The organism is Paenibacillus sp. MT124 (assembly GCF_058792755.1).
In genome coordinates, this window is record NZ_CM179500.1 from 927828 (window position 1) to 942572 (window position 14745).

General features: G+C 46.7%; 15 protein-coding genes. 8 read left to right on the plus strand and 7 right to left on the minus strand.

Going from position 1 to position 14745, the window contains the following annotated elements:
- Positions 1-25: 25 nt before the first annotated feature.
- Genes AC3RCI_RS04315 through AC3RCI_RS04330 form a run of 4 tightly spaced genes read right to left on the minus strand, consistent with a single transcriptional unit; the run spans position 26 to position 2218 of the window.
- Positions 26-433, minus strand: a complete 408-nt coding sequence (locus tag AC3RCI_RS04315) for a hypothetical protein (protein WP_492527617.1) — start codon at positions 431-433, stop codon at positions 26-28.
- Entirely contained in the window at positions 430-945 is a 516-nt protein-coding gene (locus AC3RCI_RS04320; RefSeq protein WP_492527618.1) for a HEAT repeat domain-containing protein, read from the minus strand. The genes AC3RCI_RS04315 and AC3RCI_RS04320 overlap by 4 nt, the downstream gene beginning before the upstream one ends.
- A gap of 29 nt (positions 946-974) precedes the next feature.
- Positions 975-1193 (minus strand): bacteriocin immunity protein, encoded by a 219-nt coding sequence (locus AC3RCI_RS04325; protein ID WP_492474156.1) that lies wholly within the window; start codon positions 1191-1193, stop codon positions 975-977.
- 35 nt (positions 1194-1228) lie between these two features.
- Positions 1229-2218: a zinc-binding dehydrogenase gene (locus AC3RCI_RS04330; protein WP_492527619.1), complete on the minus strand. Its 990-nt coding sequence runs from the start codon at positions 2216-2218 to the stop codon at positions 1229-1231.
- A gap of 135 nt (positions 2219-2353) precedes the next feature.
- Here AC3RCI_RS04330 and AC3RCI_RS04335 point away from each other — a divergent pair, with 135 nt between their 5' ends.
- Positions 2354-3220 (plus strand): LysR family transcriptional regulator, encoded by an 867-nt coding sequence (locus AC3RCI_RS04335; protein ID WP_492527620.1) that lies wholly within the window; start codon positions 2354-2356, stop codon positions 3218-3220.
- A 234-nt stretch (positions 3221-3454) separates the two neighbouring features.
- On the opposite strand, the gene AC3RCI_RS04340 is transcribed toward AC3RCI_RS04335, so the two are convergent.
- Positions 3455-4495, minus strand: a complete 1041-nt coding sequence (locus AC3RCI_RS04340) for a PocR ligand-binding domain-containing protein (protein ID WP_154892905.1) — start codon at positions 4493-4495, stop codon at positions 3455-3457.
- A 317-nt stretch (positions 4496-4812) separates the two neighbouring features.
- On the opposite strand from AC3RCI_RS04340, the gene AC3RCI_RS04345 reads away from it, so the two are divergent.
- The 6 genes from AC3RCI_RS04345 (at position 4813) to AC3RCI_RS04370 (ending at position 12600) form a co-directional block, all read left to right on the plus strand.
- Positions 4813-5952 (plus strand): glycerol dehydrogenase, encoded by a 1140-nt coding sequence (locus AC3RCI_RS04345; protein WP_095361055.1) that lies wholly within the window; start codon positions 4813-4815, stop codon positions 5950-5952.
- A complete protein-coding gene (dhaK, locus tag AC3RCI_RS04350) occupies positions 5952-7721 on the plus strand; it encodes a dihydroxyacetone kinase subunit DhaK (RefSeq protein WP_492527621.1) in 1770 nt (589 codons plus the stop codon). Before AC3RCI_RS04345 ends, dhaK begins: the two co-directional genes overlap by 1 nt.
- Positions 7722-7935: 214 nt before the next feature.
- The gene (locus AC3RCI_RS04355) at positions 7936-9114 is read left to right on the plus strand and encodes an alanyl-tRNA editing protein (protein ID WP_492527622.1); all 1179 of its coding nucleotides are present in this window, start codon (positions 7936-7938) and stop codon (positions 9112-9114) included.
- 172 nt (positions 9115-9286) lie between these two features.
- Positions 9287-10591, plus strand: coding sequence for a DUF1963 domain-containing protein (locus AC3RCI_RS04360; RefSeq protein ID WP_492527623.1), 1305 nt, complete (start codon positions 9287-9289; stop codon positions 10589-10591).
- Between the two features lie 229 nt (positions 10592-10820).
- Positions 10821-12125 (plus strand): WXG100 family type VII secretion target, encoded by a 1305-nt coding sequence (locus AC3RCI_RS04365; RefSeq protein WP_492527624.1) that lies wholly within the window; start codon positions 10821-10823, stop codon positions 12123-12125.
- Between the two features lie 19 nt (positions 12126-12144).
- The gene (locus AC3RCI_RS04370) at positions 12145-12600 is read left to right on the plus strand and encodes a hypothetical protein (protein WP_492527625.1); all 456 of its coding nucleotides are present in this window, start codon (positions 12145-12147) and stop codon (positions 12598-12600) included.
- Between the two features lie 359 nt (positions 12601-12959).
- Here the strand turns inward: AC3RCI_RS04370 and AC3RCI_RS04375 are convergent, their stop codons facing one another.
- Together AC3RCI_RS04375 and AC3RCI_RS04380 are read right to left on the minus strand one after the other, a co-directional pair.
- Entirely contained in the window at positions 12960-13301 is a 342-nt protein-coding gene (locus AC3RCI_RS04375) for a DUF1801 domain-containing protein (RefSeq protein ID WP_492529792.1), read from the minus strand.
- A 5-nt stretch (positions 13302-13306) separates the two neighbouring features.
- Complete coding sequence (locus AC3RCI_RS04380; RefSeq protein WP_336781375.1) at positions 13307-13879, minus strand: GNAT family N-acetyltransferase; 573 nt, start codon at positions 13877-13879, stop codon at positions 13307-13309.
- Between the two features lie 253 nt (positions 13880-14132).
- On the opposite strand from AC3RCI_RS04380, the gene AC3RCI_RS04385 reads away from it, so the two are divergent.
- Positions 14133-14600, plus strand: coding sequence for a GNAT family N-acetyltransferase (locus tag AC3RCI_RS04385; protein WP_492527626.1), 468 nt, complete (start codon positions 14133-14135; stop codon positions 14598-14600).
- Positions 14601-14745 lie beyond the last annotated feature (145 nt).

Genomic DNA, 14745 nt, shown 5'->3' on the forward strand with positions numbered 1-14745 from the left:
TGCAGATATTCAGACATAATGAATGCTATTTCACTGGAAAAGGGTACATGCAGGCGCCTAGAATTTCAGCCAGTTGTTCTGCTGTTCGTTCACGCGGGGCCAACTCTTCTGCGTAAAAACGCTCCAATTTGGCTCTCATAAAACGTTCGGCATATTCATTGGGACGGAAGTGAAAGTCTTTGGTGTATTCGGCATAGTCATGCGCATCCCGTACCTTTTCCAGCACACTGTTCAGCAGAGGACTGCCCGCGTAGAGCAGAGAGTCGGTTTCCTCGCATTCAAATTTCAGGAACATGATGGCCTTCTGCAAAGCATTGATCTCACCCTGGGTCAGGTAGACAGGCTTCACGGCATGTTCTCCCGATGCTGCATTGGACTGATCCATATTTTCATAAGCTTCATGTTCACGGGAAGAAGGGTCTTGTTTGTTCATAGGTTATCACTTCCTTGGTTCGATTGTAGTACCCGCTTCGCAGAAGTGCCGAAATCGGGATCGGATTGAAGTGACTCTAGCGCCGACTTGGCACCGGAAACGTGTTGATGTGCAGCAAGAACGGCAAAGGCAGCTCCCTTGACCAGGATGTAGGCATTCCCCTGCAAAACCTCAAGAGCCAATTGAATCTCGGCTTCGGTGATGGGCAGTAGGGCCAGAGTCTGCAAAGCGTAGTTTTGTACATCCTCATCTTCGTCCGGGTCACGAACAAGCTTCGCGGCAGCATGCAGGATTTCTTTTAGAAGTTCAGAGGAGCCTGCCAAACCAAGGGCACGCCAGGCTTCGATACGTACCAGATCTTCTTCTTGAGAATTCATGCCGATAGCGAGAACTCGCTGCGTAAGATGGCTATCCGTTAGCTCTGTCAGATTACGAAGAGCCTGCAGCTTTTCTTCTCCATTGACTGCGTCAAAATCTAGCCGTTCAAACTTACTGTGATTCATATCAGACATAGTAAATCATTCACCTCCTGAATGAGAAGCTAGGATTGGGGCGGAAGCTGAATAGGACGGGCAGCCAGTGCTTCTTCCACAATCTGCTCGGGGGTCAGGTCTCGATCATCCCAGAAAATCAGATTACTGATCTCCGCATAGGGCAGCTGTTTCTGCAGCTCATTCAGCATATTATCCAGTTCCGCTTCGGTTCCTTCGGCATTCATCAGCTTGCGAACCTGTTCTACTAATTGTGCATGGTCGGACATATCAAAACCTCCTGAATAATTCATAGTATAAGTTATTACTCAATCCGTATAGCAAGATTGCCAAACTGCTCCCCCTTTTCCATCCGTTCGAACGCCTTAGCTGTGTCCTGTAGCGCATACACTCTATCGACTACAGGATGTATATCATGATGTTCCACCCAATGCAGCATCTGGACAAACTCTTCACGGCTTCCCATGGAAGTGCCGATCAGGCTAACTTGAGGGAAGAAGATGGATCGGATCGGAACAGTCAGATTATCTCCGGAGCTTGCGCCATACATTACGATTCGGCCATCGGGTCGGATAATATTAAAATATTGGGGGAAAAGGGCTTGTCCGACGCTATCCAAAATCAGATCCACGTGGTCAAGTTTGTTATGCTTACTCCAATCCTCATAACTGCCAAATGCTTGTACAGCTCCCAAACGAATGGCTTCATTTCGCTTCATTTCGCTCCTTGAGGTTACGGTCACCTTGGCTCCGGCTGATACCGCCATGAGAAGAGCATAGGTGGCTACACCACCCCCAATGCCGGGAATCAGAACATGTTCTCCATGCTGAAGACCACCACGGGTGAATAATGCACGGTAGGCCGTCAAGGCCGATAGGGATAACACCCCTGCTTCCTCCCATGTTAGATGAGATGGTTTCGGTAATGCATTTTCGACAGGGATGGTAATATACTGTGCAAGTGTTCCATCGGTTGGTCCGCCTACGATCTCAGGTACAATTGGCACATCTGCTGCACACTTCCAACTAAGAGTTGGATGAATAATGACTTCTTCACCTACAGAAGGGTGTACGACTCCTTCCCCAGTTTCTACAATTATACCAGCCCCATCGGAGCCTGGAATGAGCGGAGCGTCATGGGTTGTGCGACCTGCCATAATGAAGAGATCGCGATGGTTAAGACCGGCGGATTTCAACTGAATTTTGACTTCGCCGAACCCCGGTGCTCGGCTTGTGAATGATGTATATTGGAGTCCCCTGAGGCCACTTCGGCCTGAATGTATAATAGCTTTCATAATGTTATTCCTCCCGTTGATGTAATTAAAGGTCATGATTGAACCTCATTGTACAGTTGGGGTGGTTTCACGTAAAATGAACAGAATTGAATGTGGGTATCAATAAAAACAATAGCTAGCAAGCAGGTGATTATCGTGGATGCAGGAGATCTGAAAATATTTCGGACTGTTGCTCGAGAAGGAAGTATTAGTAAAGCAGCATTGGCACTGAATTATGTGCAGTCCAATGTTACAACGCGGATCAGGCAGCTGGAAAGTCAGCTTCAAGTTCCACTTTTTCATCGAACGAACCGGGGAATGGTACTTACACCTGCTGGAGAGCATTTGCTCGGGTATGCGGATAAAATACTGGATTTGCTGCATGAAGCAGAATTGTCGACTCAAACAGGGAGTAAACCCGCAGGGAAGCTTTGTTTGGGTTCCATTGAGACAGCGGCCTCCAGCTTCTTTGCTCCATTCTTAGCTAAATACCAATCCTGTTATCCAGAGGTACAGGCTTCACTTGTCACAGGAGGGACCCATGAGCTGAATCAGAAGGTCATGCAGCATGATCTGCAAGGTGCCTTAGTCTATGGGCCAGTCGATCACCCTGAACTGAACTATATCAAGTTGTTTGATGAAGAACTGGTTCTGATTGCGGCACCCGGCTTGCATCAGATGGCCGAAGTATTAGGTAAACCGATGTTGTTCTTTGAGATCGGGTGTACGCACAGAATTCAAGCTGAAGCTTTTCTGCATAGCCGTGATGTAAATACGCTCAATGTAATGGAATTTGGAACGCTGAACACGATCCTAAGTGGTGTATCTGCCGGAATAGGGGTTTCTTTACTCCCGCGATCTTCGGTTGTTCAAGCCGAATTAAGAGGAGAGGTTTCAGTGATATCTTTGCCAGAGCCATACTGCAGGTTGGAAGTGGGACTTGTACATGCCCGGAGTGAACATCTATCTGCTGCATTACGAGGCTTGCTGGAGATGATGGTAACTAGGAATAACGAAGGCTAAAAAAATCCCATTTCAGGAAACTCCACCGGGATGAAGACCTGAACCCGTTCCCGATTAGCGGTTTTGGAGAAGGAAGCAGTGCTGTTCTGGAACAGAATTCAGGTAAAGTTCTGACGCTTATCTACAACTATGCAGGGGACCATCCATTTCAAGAGGTGGCCCCCACTTTAACGGATTGATGGAGATGTTAGCTGAGTCTGCGATCTGGGTTCAGGAACAGATGAAGTAGTTAAACTAGGTGACAGATTGCTCTTGAATGTATTTGCGATATAGGGCTGGTGTAATCTCTTCGAATTTTTTGAAAATTTTGATAAAGTACCCGGATTCGTTAAACCCCAGCTCATCACTGATCTGTGAGATCGGCATGTCAGTAACCTCCAGCAATTGCTTGGCCCATTTGATTTTGAGCTTGGCCAGATAGGTTGTGAAATTCTCCCCTGTCTCCTTGGCAAACAGTCTGCTGAAGTAGCTTGGACTAAGGTGGCATAGATCTGCCATATGTTTCAATGTCACCTGTTCACTCTTGTGACTGTGAATATATTCAAAAGCAGGCTGTAACGCAGGGCTGGTACATGCATTATCGCTTGGACTGTTTTTGAGATAGGCATCCGCAATCGCATTGGTCATTTCCTTTTTGATGGATTCAATATTGCGAATGGAGTACCCGGGCAAAATCGTGGACAGATTAACGGATTCCTGAGAGCCGGAAGCCTTCTCGAACATCTCCACCAGCAAATTTTTATTGAGAGCTTCCTCTACAATATAGTTGCACAGCAGGGACAGCATGTTGGAAATTTTCACAATCTCTTCATAGGTCATGACAGGCAGTTGATCATAATCGTCCTGCAGTTCCTGCAGCTTCGCTTCATGCATGGGCACGTTTTTGGAAGAGACGATCTGTTCCAGATCAGTTCCTTTATTGGGATCTGCAAGTTTAACTTGCCCTGCGAGCACGGCACCAATGTATTTTCCATCGATGGTGATGGGAATGGCGATATCGATAATATTGAAATGACACAAGTATACATAAGGTTCATTCAACCGAACCGCTTCCAGCCCGCCACGCGAATCGCACTTTTGGCAGTAGGGAAGAAGCTCGGGATCTTTGCGTACATTTTGGCAGAACGCTTGGCAGCTGCTGTGACTGGTCACCGGAATGCCTTTGTAGTCGACGGTCAGGATGGCCAGCTTGGTTACATTCGCCAGTGAATCCTGTAGGCGCTTCCATTTATTTAGGTCGAGAATTTTATTGATGTGCAAGTATTCTTTAATCATTGTGTGAACCTCCATAGCTAACCTGATTAATGACATTTAAGCGCTAAATAGCGCTAAAAAGTTAGCAAGTTGTACATATTAGAATAGGATGCAAACGGGTAATGTAAGATGATGTCAACATTCGACCATCCGATGACAATAACATACCATGAATTCAGAAAAAAGCAAAAAATTACGATTGGAAGTTATAATAATTTGTTATTAAAGTCCAATGTGTCTCTCGTATTCATGAGATATATTTAGGTTAATAGTGAACCATTCAAATTTGATGCATGAACACGACCACCCTATTAACTAACTTTAGGAGGCATACCATTATGAGAAAAGCATTTATCAGCCCAACCAAATATGTGCAAGGCGAAGATGAACTGTTGAACCTTGGTTACTTTGTAAAATCCTTCGGAGATTCCGCGTTGTTGATCGCACATCCGGATGATGTACAGCGTGTAAAGGCGAAGCTTGATGCAACAGCAGAAAAGTTCAATATTACTTTTGTTGAAAGCGGTTTTAGAGGGGAGTGCTCCCGTCAGGAAGTGGCTCGTCTGCAGGAAATTGCGAAGGAAAAAGGATGCACCTGCACCATCGGTCTTGGAGGCGGTAAAGCCATTGATGCAGCCAAATGCGTAGCGGAAGGCGAAGCGTTGATCATTTGCCCAACGATTGCTGCTACCGATGCGCCAACAAGTCACTCGGCAGTATTGTATACACCGGAAGGATCTTTTGATGACTATGCATATTTCAAACAAAGCCCAAGTGTAGTGCTGGTGGATACAACCGTAATCGCTAACGCACCAACACGCTTCCTTGTATCCGGTATGGGAGACGCACTTTCTACGTACTTCGAAGCAAGAGCAACAGCGAAATCGTATTCCCGTGTAAACGCAAGTCTGCCAATGGGATCCCGCGAAGGGTATACTCCGTCTGCTGTAGGTACGAATGCAGCACTGGCGCTGGCAAAATTGTGTTATGAAATGCTGCTGACGGACGGAGCAAAAGCAAAAGTAGCCAGCGATAGCAACGTTGTAACGCAAGCACTGGAAAATATCGTTGAGACCAACATTCTGTTGTCAGGTCTTGGATTTGAAAGTGGCGGTCTGGCCGCAGCACATGCCATCCACAACGGATTGACGGTTCTGGAGGGAACACATCACTTCTTCCATGGTGAAAAAGTATCCTTCGGTACGATTGCACAGCTCGTCCTTGAAAATGCTCCAACCGAAGAGCTGCATGAAGTCATGGACTTCTGCCTTGAGGTAGGGCTGCCTGTAAGCTTGGCGGATATCGGTGTAGATACCATTACTCAAGAAGAGCTGCTGAAAGTGGCGGAGATCGCATGTATTCCGGAAGAATCCATTCACGCGATGCCGTTCCCGATCACTGTTCCTGAAGTGGCTGCTGCCATTGCAGCGGCTGACCGTATGGGTCGGGAATACAAAGCTCGCCGGGAGGCAAAGTAATGAAGAAAATTATCAATCAGGCTGAAAATGTCGTGATGGAAATGTGCAACGGGATTGCGCTGGCGCACCCGGAGCTTGAATTTTTGAAAAAGTATAAGGTCATTAAACGCAGAGAGATTAATGCGGACAAAGTCAGTCTCATCAGCGGCGGCGGCAGTGGCCATGAGCCGGCTCACGCTGGCTATGTGGGGAAAGGCATGCTGGATGCTGCGGTATGTGGAGATGTATTCGCATCTCCCTCCCAGATTCAGGTGTACCAGGCAATTAAGGCAACGGCCAGCAGCAAGGGAACACTCTTGATTATCAAGAACTACAGCGGTGACATGATGAATTTCAAGAATGCTGCACATCTGGCGGAGGAAGACGGTATCGATGTACAGTATGTACGTGTTGAGGACGATATTGCTGTACAAGATAGTCTCTACACCGTAGGACGCCGCGGCGTAGCCGGAACGGTTTTGGTGCATAAAATTGCCGGAGCTGCGGCTGAAGAAGGACGTAATCTGGCAGAAGTGAAGTCGGTTGCCGAGAAGGCAGCCCAGAATGTACGCAGCATTGGTTTTGGATTCACGTCCTGTACCGTGCCTGCCAAAGGGACACCAACGTTTGAAATTGCGGACGATGAAATGGAGTTCGGCGTTGGTATCCATGGTGAACCTGGTATTCGTCGTGAGAAGATTGTTTCTGCTGATGAGCTGGCAGGCCGGATGGTTGAAGCCCTGCTGGCAGACATGAAGCTGGATGGCGACACATCCGCGGAGATTGCCGTGCTCGTGAACGGATTTGGTGCAACACCGCTGCAGGAACTATACTTGCTTAACAACTCCGTTCAGCGCGAGCTGGCAAGCCATTCGGGTCTTCATGTAGCCACCACCTTTGTTGGCAATTACATGACCAGCATCGATATGGCCGGCGCATCGCTGACAATCCTGAAGCTGGATGATGAGCTCAAGTCGTTGTTATTCAAGGAAAGCGACACACCTGCATTCAAGGTTTCCGGACCTCCGGCTGCACAAGTAGCTTACTCCGAAGCACTTGAAGCAGTAGTAGGTGAAGATGCTCCGGTTTCCTACGAAGTGGAGACACCTGCATCGGCTGCAGTCATTAACAACAATCAATTCTCTCTGGACAATATCGTGTACCTGATCGATAAGATGGGTGAGATCATCATCAAGAACGAGGTACCGTTCTGTGAACTGGACTCCCATGCAGGGGACGGCGACTTCGGTATGAGCGTGGCGAAGGGATTCCGTCAGCTGAAACGCGAATGGAATCATATTATCAACGAAGAGAAGAAGAATATCGGTTCGTTCCTCGATGCGTGTTCTCTTGTCATTATGGAATATTGCGGCGGGGCATCCGGTCCAATCTGGGGTTCGGCATTCCGCGCAGCTGGCAAGGCAGTAGGAGATAAACAGCAGCTGACTGTATCTGAGTTTGCCGAAATGATGCAAGCAGCAGTGCAAGGCATTCAATCCACGGGTGAACGGTCCTTTGGACGCGGCGCAGTCGTAGGCGACAAGACGCTGATTGATGCACTCGTGCCTTGTGCCGATTCCTGGACACAAAGTGCAAATGCCGGTGATGACTTCAAAACCGCATTTGCTAAAGGTGCACAAGCGGCAGTCGAGGGTGCGAAGAAAACCGAAGACATCGTGGCACGCATGGGCCGCGCAGGTACGGTCGGAGATCGCAGTCTGGGGTATCCGGATGCCGGTGCATACGCACTGGGAGTTATTTTCACAGAGCTGTCCGAGTCAATGAAATAGATATCCATAACCAACGTTTCGTCCCAATATGGATGCAAGTAAGAAAGACCACTTTGTAGCTTGGTTACAGAGTGGTCTTTTTGGTTTAAGAAGCTATAGCAGCAGAGCAGAAATTTGGTGTCCTAATCCCAAATAGTGTAATCTGTAGAACAGATACGTAAGGAATGTGCATGGAACAGCACCTAAATTGACGAGAAGGGATCAGGATCAGTTAATGACACAGAAGTTATATTACGACTCCGCGTACACGCGGGATTGGCATACACAAATTACCGGCAGAGTGGACAAGGAAGAAGGTACATATATCACGCTCGCGGAGACAGCATTTTATCCTCATGGGGGTGGACAACCCTGTGACCTCGGCCGAATTGGAGGTGTCGCCGTTCTTGATGTAAACATCGAAGATGGCGAGGTATGGCATAAGGTCGACCAGGCGCCTGAGCAGAAGGAGGTTCACTGCGAGATTGACTGGGAGCGCAGATTCGATCACATGCAGCATCACACAGGACAGCATCTGTTGTCAGCCATCACGCTGAAGCTGGCTGATGCGATGACGCTCAGTTTTCATCTGGGGACCGAATATGCAACAATTGATGTAGCCGCTGCAGAATTGGGAGCGGATCAATTGACAGCCATTGAGCAAGAAGTGAACCGCCAGATTTACCGTAATGCCCGCATTAGCAGCTCCTGGGTCACTGCAGAAGAAGCAGCGCGTCTGCCGCTCGTGAAGCAGCCTTCTGTGACAGAGGACATTCGTATTGTCGAGATGGAGGGTGTGGAATACAACGCTTGTGGCGGCACACATGTGGCGGCAACAGGCGAGATTGGCATCCTTAAGCTGCTGAAAACGGAGAAGGTTAAAGGTGGGACGCGTATCTATTTCAAATGTGGATTCAGAGCATTAAACGAATTCACAGCAGCACAGCAGGTGTTAAACGGAATTTCGGTGAAATTAAAAACCAGCAGGGAAGAACTGCTTGACCGTATCGATAAAATGGAAACAGACCAAAAACAGCTTCTGTCCGAGCTGAGTACAGTCAAATCGACCAATGATACGTATTATGCGCAGGAGCTCCTATCAGCACGGGAAGGTTTGGTTATTGCCCAGGTATTCGAGGATAAATCCCTCAAGGACATGCAGAGCCTGGCGACCAAGCTGACGGAAGATCATGAGGGCATCGTGCTCTTTGCCAGCATCTCGGAGGCTAAGGTTGTTTTGGCTCAGAACGGGCAGCCGCCTGAGTGGTCTTGTGGTCCATTCTTCAAGGGCAATCTCGGAGCCTACCAGGGCAAGGGTGGGGGCAGTGACAGAATGGCTCAGGCGGGATTTGCCAGCAGTGAAGATGCCTTAGCCTTTTATGAATTTACCAAGGACCAACTGGGACATCACTAAGATGAGTTTTGTTTCTGGGACGGAGTGATAACAGTAAGGAACAGCACGCCACAATGTGGCGTGTTTTTTCACATGAGGGGACGCTCTGAGGAGTGGAGTCTAATACATCCCATGATTTTCCTGTGATATACTCGGGGGTATATCGATCATACGACAGAGGAGGCACAAAGGAATGACAGAACGTATTCCATGCATTCGTGAAGGATGCACCAATACGATTTTACCGGCAACCGCGGCCAAGACAGGTGGGTACTGCATGCCCTGCAAGCAGGAGATGGAGCGGGAGGAACGCCGGAAATACATTGAAGCGAATCGACGTGACGTGAATTTGTATGAGGGAGTGCATGATCCGGTGGAGATTCTGAAAATCATGCATACAGCTCATGTACGCGATCCATTAATTCAGTATGTGCCATATGAACGTTCCCAAGAGCAAGTCTACCTGTCACTGTCTGCCGAGCAGCAGGAAGAGATGAGAGACTATGCGATGGAGTTGATTCGTACAGATGATATTGATAACGGCAAAGACATTCTCCTGTACCTGGTCTGTTACCATGATATCTCGCTCGTTGCACAGATTCCCGAGTTGTTGGAGCAGGAGATCTACTATCCTGCCATCCTGTATAAAAGTGCTTCAGCGAAAGTGCGGGAGCAGCTCTTGCAGCAGGTGCACACCGATGACGAGAATCGTAACCATATCCTGATTATGTTAGCCTACATCGGCGATGAGGTAGTCGTGGAGCAGTTCTGGCAGTGGAAGCAGTCTCCGCCGGCCTGGGCAGATCAGTTAAACGTGGAACCAGAGCGATACACCTTCGAAGCAGGGTGGGAACTCACCGAGGACGGGAAGCGGAGAGAATTGTTCACCACCCCAAGTTATTCATTATATAAAGGTGATGCAAAGGATGGAACGATTGCGGCTTCAAGCGGCATACCCATTCAAATGCTTCAAACAAGTGCCAGCAGCTGTCCATGGTGTGGAACTGCCTTAACGACTCTGATTGCTCTGGATGTGAGACATCCGGCCTTGCAGAATGTTTCCTGGCAAGCCGAAAAGCTGCAGATTCGAACTTGCATCAACTGCAGCTGCTACGGTGTGGTCTATATGGAGACAAGCTCAGCAGGGGAGCCCTTCTGGAGTTCCCACAATGTCATGCCAGTAGGAATGGATGACATCGATCTGGAAAACTCGTTTGAACCTGCCCCGGATGCTGGTGATTCATTCTACATTTCGACAGAGCCCCGTCAGGCCTTCCATGGCAGTGAGTGGTCCATGGAACCGTCACTATCCCAGATTGGCGGTCATCCCGGATGGGTTCAGGATGCAGCGTATCCGGTCTGTCCCTGCTGCTCCACAACCATGAAGGCGGTTGGGCAGGTAGACTGGGCGCAGATCGAGGAGTATGGCGAGGGCATGTATTATATGTTTCTATGTGAGCCGTGTCAGATGACCGCGGTCACGTATCAGCAATCTTAACTGGATTTCTAAATGATGGGGGCTGGGATCTGAATAGGTTCCAAGTAGTATTGTATTTGGGGATAATTAGGGAAGAGTGGACTATGTAAATACGTCGTGAGTAGCTACCTACTCACGGTGTGCCTCTTTTATAATAATATTTCATACTACGGGCTGCCGAATTCTTGTGCCATTGTAGTGAAGATGAAAGATTCGTTTAACAACGGAAACTTATTATATGAGGTAAGCTATGACTACTATAAAAGTAACACCAGAGCAACTTCTGGCTGTATCCAGACAGTTCGAAGCCGCTAAGAACCAGATTTACCAGATGAATAACAACCTGAAACAACGAATGTTTGAGATTGAGAGTGTATGGGATGGAAGTACAAAAGAAAACTTTTATGCTGATTTTGCTCATGCGCAGCGGGTTATGGATAACTTTGTGACCTTATCCATGTCAGTATCGAAAGAGCTAAGAAGTCATTCCGAAAGGTTCCGGATGGCCGATAGTCAAACGGTACAATCCTATGATCCAAGATGTGCTCCACCTCCACCGGATGAATGTAGTGCTCCCGCAGCTGATACACGTAATGCTTTCCAGAAGTCTGCTGACAGTTTGGTCGAATTGGGACAAGCTTTTATGCAATCTGCAGATGATCGGTATCAGAAGCGTTACGATAGTGTAGGTGGATTTTTGGATTATTGGACGTTCGGCATCCCTAGTGGTCTTGTTCAGGGGTATGTGGATCGAGCGAATAAAGCGTTCGACTCTCCGAATGATACAGCGAATTGGCTTACATTCGGTATTCATGGTACGATCCGTGAAGCTACGTTTCCAACGAATGCTTGGTCTAGTGAGCACTGGGCTAACATTTTTGGCGTAGGTGGATTGATGCTAGGTGGCGGGTATGCTTCTACGATGATTAAGCCCCACAATCTATTTACGTCTACAGGAGGGGGAGCGAAAATCAATTCGTTTTCCCGTCCTGGAACAGGAAATATGACGGGTGGCTTTCATGGTTTTCAGGATCAACGCTTGCGAATCACTGAAAACATTGCCGAAAGCAAAAAGGCGAGAGAGTCCTCGAAATTTTCAGAATTCGTGGAGAAGGAAAAGGAGATTGTTAAGGAGACTGTTAAAGGTGATTGGAATCTCGATGATTTAAAAAATACAGAAGCGTTCAAAAAAGGAACAACGAGCAACGCGTTAAATCATATTTTTGAGGGCGAACTTATAAAAGGACAAGCAGTTGGATTTCATTATGAAGGTATGCCAAATAGTAAGGGGAAAATTGTTGGGAATGTTGATCCCCCTAATGAGTATGGTGTATATAGAGCTAATATAGAAGTTGATGGAGTACTGAAGAAAGCAAAGACAACGTTTTTTCCGAAAGAATGGACATCGCAGCAAGTTATTGACGAGATAAATATAGCTTTCAACAACAAAGTTGTTTTCAAAAATAATAGATATAGAGGGACTGCAAGTACAGGAATGAATATTGAGTTTGTTGTAAAAAGTGGGAAAATTACGTCAGCATATCCGTTGTATTAAAGAGAATGGAGATAAAAACATGATTAAATATTTGTATACAACTGAATACAATGAAGATTTTAATGAGGTTATTTTGGATTTCGGTATAGATACATCATTAAAGAATGGTTATCTGATTAGTAATTCACTAGGTTCGGATATTTTTGGAGATTTTCCTACTGTAAAGGATGAAATTGAAAAATTACTCGAATTATTAAAAGGAAGGGTAACTTTATACGAAGGTGGGGGGAATGTAAACATAATAAAATCAGATGAACGTTTTACAACTATTGAAGACATTTTTGCCGAAGATGATGAAGAGGACAGTACATGTAAAATTGAGACTTTAGAATATACAAAGATCATACTGCTATGGGCAAAAGAAAATTATCAGTATAAGTGCAAACAAGGCGTTATGTTAAGAGAAGATGCGGAATCAGCAGTAGAATGGATAAATAAAAAATGCAATGAGGTGTATGAACTAGAGAGTCGATAGAGCTGCGAAGCATTTTGTGTGTAAACTCTCCACAGTCTCAACAACAAGGATTACAACACCCCCAATGAAGCCACAATATCACTAAATGCTTGTTTCGTAGTTTTTTGATTTTTAATATGAATGTGGGGAACATCGTTATATAAACCAGGCCGAGCATGGTCAGGGCCCACCATGATTGACCTGGTGTATATTATTTTCGTTTTCTTACGCTTTAAAAAAACAAAATCTAGGATTCGATAACCGGATGGATATAGTGTTAAGAGCATTATATTCAAATTACAGGACTACATATATTATCTTGAAATAGAACAAGTCTAACATAGTACACTCACTTATAATAGATTAGTTTGTACATCCTTCTACAATTCTGCAGATGCCTGTGTCACCAGACCAGCGAGCCATTCGTAATCCGGCGTATCCTTTTCCTTGATTTTGATCGTTTTGCGTTCTGCTGGTCCTTCAAATACTCCATCGGGCAGATCAAGAGCAGCCGCATTAAAAATGGTGAAGGACACCGCCTGCTTGGAAGGGGAGATGACGGCCGCATATTTACCGTTCTTCAGGAAGTGAGGCTTCTTGTATTGTATGCGCTCCTGCGCGTCCGGAATGGAATCATGCACCAGCTGACGTAATTGTCCTGCTACGGTGATTTGCCAGGGGATTGAAATCTGTTCGATAAACTCCGTGACTTCTGTATTCAAGGTCATTATTGTTCATCCTCCATTTGTATTGGATTAAGTGCTTCCCACTCCGGCTTCAGAATGCCCATCATCAGGCGGTCATAACGCCGTCCATCACGGTAAACTGCTTCGCGCGCTCGTCCTTCCAACTGAAAACCGGCCTTCTCATAGGCACGAATCCCTTTTGCGTTATACGAAATGACGTCCAGCCCCACACGATCGAGGTTCATCTCATGGAAGGCATATCGCAAAATCAGATTCAACGCTTCTGTTCCATACCCTTTGTTCCGATGTTCGGCAAGTCCGATGCCGATGGCCAGCTGCCCGCAGCGGTTGTTCCATTCAATGCTGTGAATGACAACAAAACCGATTAATGTATCGTCATCATGCGTCCGGAGCCTGAAGTATACTTCTTTGTTTTTCGTTTCCCCCTCATCCTCCAATTGCTTCTCCGAGTAGGGGATGGCGATATCGGTATCCACATTACGAAGATACTCGGGATCTTCATTCCATTGCAGCATCGTCTGCACGTCTCCCTCACGTGGAGGTGTCATTTTCAATCGTTTGCTATAAAACAGGTTGTCCGTTGTCAGTGTCATGTTGGTCTCCTTTGAAGATAAATGAAGCTCGCTTCACCTCAGTACGAAAATGAACTGTATGGTTGGCTCTATATCTTCGCCCCTTTGAAAAATCAGATAGCCCCATCATACTGGAAATTTTAGGTGATCACAATACACTTTTCAGTGGGTTTTCTTCATCTCTTGTCAGTAAACCTGCCACGGTAGTAAGATGGAATCATAAGTTTAAATACAGCGATGGAATACACCAAAATTGTTGGCAGGAGTGGTTGTTATGGAGATCAGAGTGGATGATTTGAGTGGGGATCAGGTTAAGGGGTTGATCGCAGAACATTTGCTGGGCATGGCCGAAGATTCGCCGCCGGAAAGCATTCATGCATTGGATCTGGCTGGGTTGAAGAAACCTGAGATTACATTCTGGTGTGCATGGGAAGGTGAAGAATTACTGGGATGTGGAGCCATGAAGGAATTGAGCGCCGAGCATGCCGAACTGAAATCGATGCGTACAGCCAAGGCCCATCTTCGAAAAGGCGTAGCGAGACAAATCCTGACTCACATCATTGAGGTTGCCAGAAGTCGGGGGTACAAACGTATTAGCCTGGAGACCGGATCGATGGATTCGTTTATCCCGGCACGTCGTATGTATGAAGACTTTGGATTCGAATACTGCGAGCCTTTTGCAGATTATATATTGGACCCGAATAGCGCATTCATGACGAAGGAGTTATCACCGCTCGAATAGTCCTCCTCGTTGTTTCAATTTCATTTACAAAAGGGTAATCAACCAGGATTCTGCCTTGACAGGGTTCTGGTTTTTTGGCGTGGGCGCGTGAATTGAATGAATTTGCCATAACGAATCTCTGTGCTGAGGCATGAACAATAGGGTA